The organism is Sporosarcina sp. BP05 (assembly GCF_014282005.1).
Taxonomy (GTDB): domain Bacteria; phylum Bacillota; class Bacilli; order Bacillales_A; family Planococcaceae; genus Sporosarcina.
In genome coordinates, this window is sequence record NZ_JACFTD010000082.1 from 1 (window position 1) to 573 (window position 573).

Consider the following 573-nt stretch of genomic DNA (forward strand, 5'->3'; position numbering starts at 1 on the left):
ACCCCTACCCTCATAAAGATAAATGCATTTCGACTACTGTCTTATAGCAAACGTTTCAGGTAACAGCCTTCGTTTCAACGTTCCTTACTTTCCAAGTCCCTTACAACGTAGCTATCCGTTCTAAACTTAGGTGCTTCCTTTAAGCCTGTGAGCTAGATACTGCCATTGTTCAGTATAATGTGTTTCAGAGGGCCAAGTTTTACTCCACACCACTCACCCCATCGTTGGATGGGACATAGCTTTACACTATGTTCAATCTTTAGACCTGTACATTCGGAAGTTTGTCAGTTCCTTCCTAGAGGAACGATTCTCACCATATTTAGTTTTTCAGCCATCCGGCATATCAGTTAGCATACCTTCCCCGAAAGAGTGGCTTTAGCCTTCCTTCTGCCGACTTTACCTGTGCTTCGAACCCCATGAACTGTCATTGATGGCGCACGCAGGAGTATTGATGGGATAGTTTCTGAAAACATGGTTTCATCATTCCTATCCTTCGTTGTAAAGTTGAAATTCATATCATAAATTCCCTGTGTTTTCATGCCGGAGGCATTTATCACAGAACTTGTCGCGCTG

At 43.1% G+C, this 573-nt stretch carries 1 protein-coding gene; it reads right to left on the reverse strand.

Going from position 1 to position 573, the window contains the following annotated elements:
* Positions 1 to 347: 347 nt before the first annotated feature.
* Positions 348 to 573 (reverse strand): hypothetical protein (locus H2672_RS19450; protein ID WP_222439471.1); only part of this gene is annotated, 226 nt, incomplete at its 5' end.